4 protein-coding genes are annotated in these 6,000 nt (G+C 64.6%); 1 reads left to right on the forward strand and 3 read right to left on the reverse strand.

Translation table 11 applies throughout. The annotated features are described in order from the left end of the window. Positions 1–15: 15 nt before the first annotated feature. The 3 genes from HWY30_RS31905 to HWY30_RS31915 all read right to left on the reverse strand — a co-directional run bounded on the left by HWY30_RS31905 (position 16) and on the right by HWY30_RS31915 (position 5,003). Positions 16–1,200 (reverse strand): porin, encoded by a 1,185-nt coding sequence (locus HWY30_RS31905; RefSeq protein WP_090800656.1) that lies wholly within the window; start codon positions 1,198–1,200, stop codon positions 16–18. Between the two features lie 61 nt (positions 1,201–1,261). After that, positions 1,262–3,697 (reverse strand): glycoside hydrolase family 31 protein, encoded by a 2,436-nt coding sequence (locus HWY30_RS31910; protein ID WP_090800655.1) that lies wholly within the window; start codon positions 3,695–3,697, stop codon positions 1,262–1,264. Positions 3,698–3,716: 19 nt separating this feature from the next. Beyond that, entirely contained in the window at positions 3,717–5,003 is a 1,287-nt protein-coding gene (locus HWY30_RS31915) for an MFS transporter (protein WP_090805357.1), read from the reverse strand. 464 nt (positions 5,004–5,467) lie between these two features. Here HWY30_RS31915 and HWY30_RS31920 point away from each other — a divergent pair, with 464 nt between their 5' ends. After that, on the forward strand, positions 5,468–5,809 hold the full coding sequence (locus HWY30_RS31920; protein WP_090800653.1) for a hypothetical protein: 342 nt from the start codon (positions 5,468–5,470) through the stop codon (positions 5,807–5,809). Positions 5,810–6,000 lie beyond the last annotated feature (191 nt).

A 6,000-nucleotide genomic window follows, 5' to 3' on the forward strand; every position in this document is an offset into this window, starting at 1 on the left:
CCGAGACCGCCTCGCTTAGAACGCGTGCCGCAACCCCACCATGCCGACGAACTGAGACGGACCCGATGACGGCGTCGTGTTCTGCGAGTCGCCGACCACCGCGACCGCGTCGGCGATGGTCACACCGCTGCCCGACGAGATCAGTGACTTGCCGCCTGCATGCTGATAGGCCTCGAGCGCGTACAGCGTGGTGCGCGTCGACAGGTTGTAGGTCTGTTCGAGCGAGATCTGATGATAGTGCGCCGGATCGCTGATGCCGTTCGCCTTGCTTGCCTGGGTGAAGCTATAGCCGCCGCCGACCGTCACGCTCGGCGTGATCCGGTACGTCGCGATCGCACCGTACGTGTTGAACACGGCCTTGTCGAAGAACAGCGAGCCGTGGCCCGGCGCGTACTGCACATTCGAGTAGTTGAGGCCCACCATCAGATCGTGCCACGTATAGCGACCCGCCGCGGCGAACAGTTGCGCGCTGCGCGCGCTCGCGTAACCGTTGTTGACCGGCGAGTTGATCGCGAAGCTGCCGAGCGCCGCGCTCGTCGAAATGTCCTTCAGCTTCACGTAGCCGGCTGCGAGCGACACGGGCTGGAAGTCATAACGCAGCGCCGCGCTGAACAGGCTGCCGTTCGCGACGCTGCCGGGCACGCCGCCGAGACCATACTGCGCGCTTGCCTGCAGGCCCCCGATCGTCGGCGATAGGTAGGTTACCGAATTATTGAAGCGCAGCGTCGTGTCGAGGGCGTCGAGATCGCCGGGGTGCGCGCCGGTCGCGCCGGTCAGCACGCCGGTCGGTCCGAGCGCGCCGACCATCTGGAAGTAGGGTGTGTACTGGCGGCCGAGCGTCACCGTGCCGTAGCGGTCGTTCGCGAGGCCGACATAGGCCTGGCGATTGAACAGGTAGCCCGCGGTGCTTTGCGCGCCAGTCAGCGAATTGAAGCCGCTCTCGAGCCGGAAGATCGCCTTCGTGCCGCCGCCGAGATCTTCCGAGCCGAGGAAGCCGAACTTGCTCGCCTGCAGGTTGCCCTGGCTCATGTAGAAATTCGAATGCCCCTTCTGGTTGCTGGCATAGGCGAACGCATTGTCGACGACGCCATACAGCGTGACGCTGCTTTGCGCCGATGCGCTGGTGGACAACGCGGTGCCCGCGAACGGCAGGCAGCAGAGGACGAACGCGCGGGTGCGCGCGCGCTGGTTTATTTTCATGATTGGGATGTCTCCAGACTGATGGGACGGCCTGATCCCTCAGGCCGGTGCGGTGTGTTGTTCAGTGCGGCACCGAAATCGTCAGGCAGCGCCAGCCGTGCGCAGTGTGATCGGTGACGAGCGTGCCGTTAGCGCAGACGACCGCGCGTGTTTCGCGCATCGGCACGAACACGCGCACTTGCGGCTGCACGCGCGGCATCCATTGCGAACGCTCGAGCGTCACCCGCAAAGTGTTTGCGTCGCCCGTCAGCGTGACGTTCCAGCGGCCTTGCTCGCCGTTGCGCCAGGCTTCGGTCTCGCCGTCGTCCTCGATCGAGCCGCCTTGCGCGGTGCCCGCGTCGGCATACGGCACCGCGAGGAATGCGCGTTCGTCGGCGGGGCGGCCAAAATGCTGCTCGGCGATGTTGAGCGGAATCACGCTGCCTTCACGCAGCAGGAACACCGGCCGCTCGAACGGCGCGGGCAACGTGACGGTCTGGCCGCCGTCGAATGTTTCGCCGCTCCAGTACGACACCCAGCGCGAACCGGCCGGTAGATACACGGCGCGCGTGCTCTGGCCCGGATCGACCACTGGCGCGACCAGCATCGACGAGCCGAGCATCATGTCGTCGCCATCGACGAGGCAGCGCGGATCGTGCGGAAACTCCGCGAACAGCGGCCGCAGCACCGGCTCGTACGCGCTATGCGATTGCCACAGCAGCTCGTAGAGATAAGGGATCAGGCGATAGCGCAGCTTGATCAGGTCTGCCACGTGCCGCGTGACTTCGGGATGCATCCACGGCTCGTTGACGGTGCCGTCGTCGTTCCACGAGTGAATCGAAAAGCGCGGCAGGAAGATGCCGAACGCGACCCAGCGCGCGAACAGCTCCGGCTCCGGCGCCGGACCCGAGAAGCCGCCGATGTCGTGACCGCTATTCGACACGCCCGACATCGCGAGCCCGAGACCCATCTTCAGATTGAAGCGCAGCGTTTCCCACGACGTGTAGTTGTCGCCCGACCACGTCTGCACGTAGCGATGCATGCCGACGCCGCCCGAGCGCGACACGAGGAACGGGCGCCTGTCAGGCGCGTGCTCGCGCTGCGCGTCGTGCGACGCGCGCATCATCAGCTGCGTCTGCAGCACCTTCGCCTGGTATGCCGGATAGGGCTTGCCGAAGCCGCGCGCGATCGCCTGCGGCGACCAGATCTCGAACTCGTTGTTGTCGTTCCAGGTGGCCGCGATGCCGTATTTGAGCAGTGCGTCCTTCACGCGAGCTTTCCACCAGTCGATCGTCGCGGGATTCGTGAAGTCGAGGTACGCGCCGACTTCGTCCCAGAACTGCACCCATGCGGGATCGCCATCGGGCGCTTCGATCAACAGGCCGGCGTGGGCGACGTCGTCGAACGCTGGGTGGTCTTGTAGCAGACACGGCTTGATGTTCGCGCACAGACGCACGCCGTGATCGAGATAGCTCCGCACGAAGCCGTCGATGTCCGGAAACTTGTCGTGATTCCAGTTGAACACGTAGCGCTTCGGCCCGATCGACGTATAGCCCGACGACAGATGGAACGAATCGCACAGCACGTCGTGTTCGCGGCAACGCTCGATGAATTTGCCCATCTGCTGTTGCGCGTCCGGCGCGTCGGTATAGCTCATCGTCGAGCCCGAGTAGCCGAGGCCCCACTTCGGCATCCACGCGGGACGTCCGGTGAGCCACGTGAAGCGGCGCACCGCGTCGAGCGGCGAGCCGGGCGATGCGATGAAGTAGTAGTCGAGATCGCCATGCTCGGCAATGAAGTGCCGATAGTGGCCGTGATAGTTGTCGAGCTCGCGGCCCATGTCGAAGCGGCAATCGGCGAGCGTGTCGTAGAACAGGCCGAAGCCCGTCGTCGTCTGCGGCTGCCACGTCACGTAGAACGGGATGTGCTTGTACAGCGGGTCCGTGGTGCGCGCGCTGTAGCCCATCGCGTCGATGTTGCGCATCTCGTAGCTTTGCTGCGCGCGATCGAGCGAGCCGGCACGCTCGCCGAGGCCCACGTACATTTCGTCGCGGCGCCGCTCGACGTAGTGATAGACGCGCGAGTCCCACCAGCCGAAGTTGTAGGCCTGGGTCTTGCGATCGCTCATCACGCGATGCCATGTGCCTTCGTGCAGGATGTCCCAGGCGCAGGCGCCGCCTTCGAGCGCCACGCTTACGCGCACGCGCGCCGTTTCGATCTCGATGTGACCGGCTGCTTCGTTCACCGTGAACGGCGGCGGCGTGAAGCCGCTCAGGTCGCGGCGCTCGCGGCCTTCGAGCGGCACGTCGTCGATCCCGGGCGCGATCGCCCATGTGCGCGGGCCGCGCGTTTCGCCGTCCGGCAGCACGAGCACGCGGATGATGTCCTCGGCGAGCACGAACAGCTCGATGCGGCAATTCGGCTGCGCGCTTAGCACGACCGGGTTGGCCGCCGGGTCGCCAGCGTGGGGGACGAGCGCGAAGCGCGGCGGATGTTTGAGATTGATCTGTGAACGCATGATGAGTCTTCCAGGAAGGTCAGGCAGCCGTGTTGACGCTCAGTTCGGCGCGGCGCGCGCGGCCGTGGCGCGGCACACCGCGCATCAGGATGATCAGCAGCGTCGCGCCGATGATGTCGAATGCGCCGAGCGCACCGAACAGCGGCGTGTAGCCGATCGAATCGGCAAGCGCGCCGACCGTCAGGGAGAAGCCGAGGCCGCCGATCCACGCGGCCATGCCCGCGAAGCCGGCGACGGTGCCGACTTCGCCCGGATCGAATACGTCGGCGGCGAGCGTGTTGACGAGCGCCGAGATCATCTGGTGCGCGAAGCCGCCGACGCAGAAGAGGGCGATGGCCTGGTAGGGCGACGCGACGAGACCGATCGATGCCGGCCCGATCATCATCAGCGCGCCGAGCACGACGCCCGAGATGCGCGACCAGATCAGCGGCACGCGAAAATGCTTCATCAGGAATGGCGACAGATAGCCGCCGAACAGACCGCCCAGGTCCGCGGCGAGAAACGGCAGCCACGCGAACATCGCGATCTGCTTCAGATCCATATGACGCTGCGTGGCGAGATACAGCGGAATCCAGAAGCTGAACGTCTGCCACGCGGGCTCGGCGAAAAAGCGCGCTTGCGCGATCGCCCAGAAGCGGCGCGTGCGCAGCACTTCACGCACGCTCGCGCGGCGCGCGGCGGGCGGTGCCTGGCCTTCGACGATCGCGGCGCGCTCGGCATCGCTCACGCGCTTGTGCTCGGCGGGCGAGCGGTACAGCACGAACCATGCGGCGGCCCACACGAAGCCGAGCGCGCCGGTCACCGCGAACGCGCTCTGCCAGCCGTAGCGCAGCGACAGGAAAACGACGAGCGGCGGCGCGAGCAGCGAGCCGAGCGAGGTGCCCGCATTGAAGTAGCCGACCGCGACGGATTTCTCGCGATCGGGAAACCATTCGGCGACGACCTTCATGCCGGCCGGAATCGCGACCGCTTCGGACAGGCCCATGAAACCGCGCAGCGCCGCGAGCGAAAACCAGCTGCCCGCGAAACCGTGGAACACGCCGGTCAGCGACCACAGGCACGCGAACAGCGCGAAACCGAGGCGCAGGCCGATCAGATCGATGATCAGGCCGCAGACGGGCTGCATCACCGTATAGCCGACCTGGAACGCGCCGACCACGTACGAGTACTGCCGCGTGTTCATGTGCAGCAGTTTCATCAGCTCGGGCGCCATCACCCCGAGCGCGTTGCGCGACAGATAGTTGACGATCGTCCCAACGCACACGAGGGCGATGATCCACCAGCGCAATCCCTTGATCGTTTTCAAAATCAGTCTCCGTGGCGCATTGAGCGGTTGCTTCCGACGCAGTGCTCGAGTATGCGCGAATTCGAACATTTATTGGTTTTCAATGGAAGTCATCCTACCACTTGGAAACGACTTGGATATCCGTGGAAACCATAGTTGTTGCCACATCATTCCTTGATTTTTCTGGATAATTTAATATTTTTTTGCCCCGTCTACGAGCGGTGGTCGGATGACCGTGGTGAGGAATATCGAACAGATATGTTCTTTCGAACTTTAAAATGTTCGTTTTCGGGATGTCAGCCAGGCCGCGAGCCCGCGCCCGCGCGGAGGGTGCTTTTTCACCGCCGTCTGGCGTGTGTAACCAGACATTACGCCGCCGCCGGCGAGGCGATTTTCAGCATCAGTTATTACAAAGTTGAAATACGCGTGTTGCTGCCTTTGCGTTATATTTCCGCCAACAAAACATGTTCCTACAAAGGTGATCAATGAAGTCCGCTCGTATTGTTCCGCTTGTGTTCGGCGTGTTGACGTTGGCTGCATCGGGTGCCGCGATGGCCGCGGGGCTCAACGTCGGGGTCAATATCGGCATTCCCGCGCCGGTCTACGTCGCACCGGCGCCGGTCTACGCACCGCCGCCGCCGCCGCCCGTTGTCTATCAGCCGGCTCCCGTGTACTACGGCGGTCCGCAAATCGTGATCGGCTGGCATGGCAACCGTTACTGGGACGGCCATCGCTACTGGGCGCGCGACGACTGGTATCGCCACCATCCGGCGGGCCGCGGCGACTATGCGCGCGGTCACTACGACCAACATCGCGGCTGGCACTGAGTCGCCGCTGCGTCAGCGCTGAAGCGCGCCAACCGGCCGCAGCGATGACAGAACCGCCCTTGGAGGGCGGTTTTGTTTTTTGGTGCGCCAGGCATGGCGCGTAGCGCCGTGACTGGCGCTGTCCGACCCGCTGTGGTGGCGAGCCGGATGACTTGGGGGTGAAAGTCCTCTGCACACCCGGCAAGGGGAAG

The organism is Paraburkholderia tuberum STM678, from assembly GCF_902833905.1.
GTDB lineage: Bacteria > Pseudomonadota > Gammaproteobacteria > Burkholderiales > Burkholderiaceae > Paraburkholderia > Paraburkholderia tuberum.

Excerpts from the sequence above, each read along its gene's own strand:
- HWY30_RS31905 (WP_090800656.1), bottom strand. The coding sequence starts at position 1,200 with ATGAAAATAAACCAGCGCGCGCGCACCCGCGCGTTCGTCCTCTGCTGC.
- HWY30_RS31910 (WP_090800655.1), bottom strand. The coding sequence starts at position 3,697 with ATGCGTTCACAGATCAATCTCAAACATCCGCCGCGCTTCGCGCTCGTC.
- HWY30_RS31920 (WP_090800653.1), top strand. The coding sequence starts at position 5,468 with ATGAAGTCCGCTCGTATTGTTCCGCTTGTGTTCGGCGTGTTGACGTTG.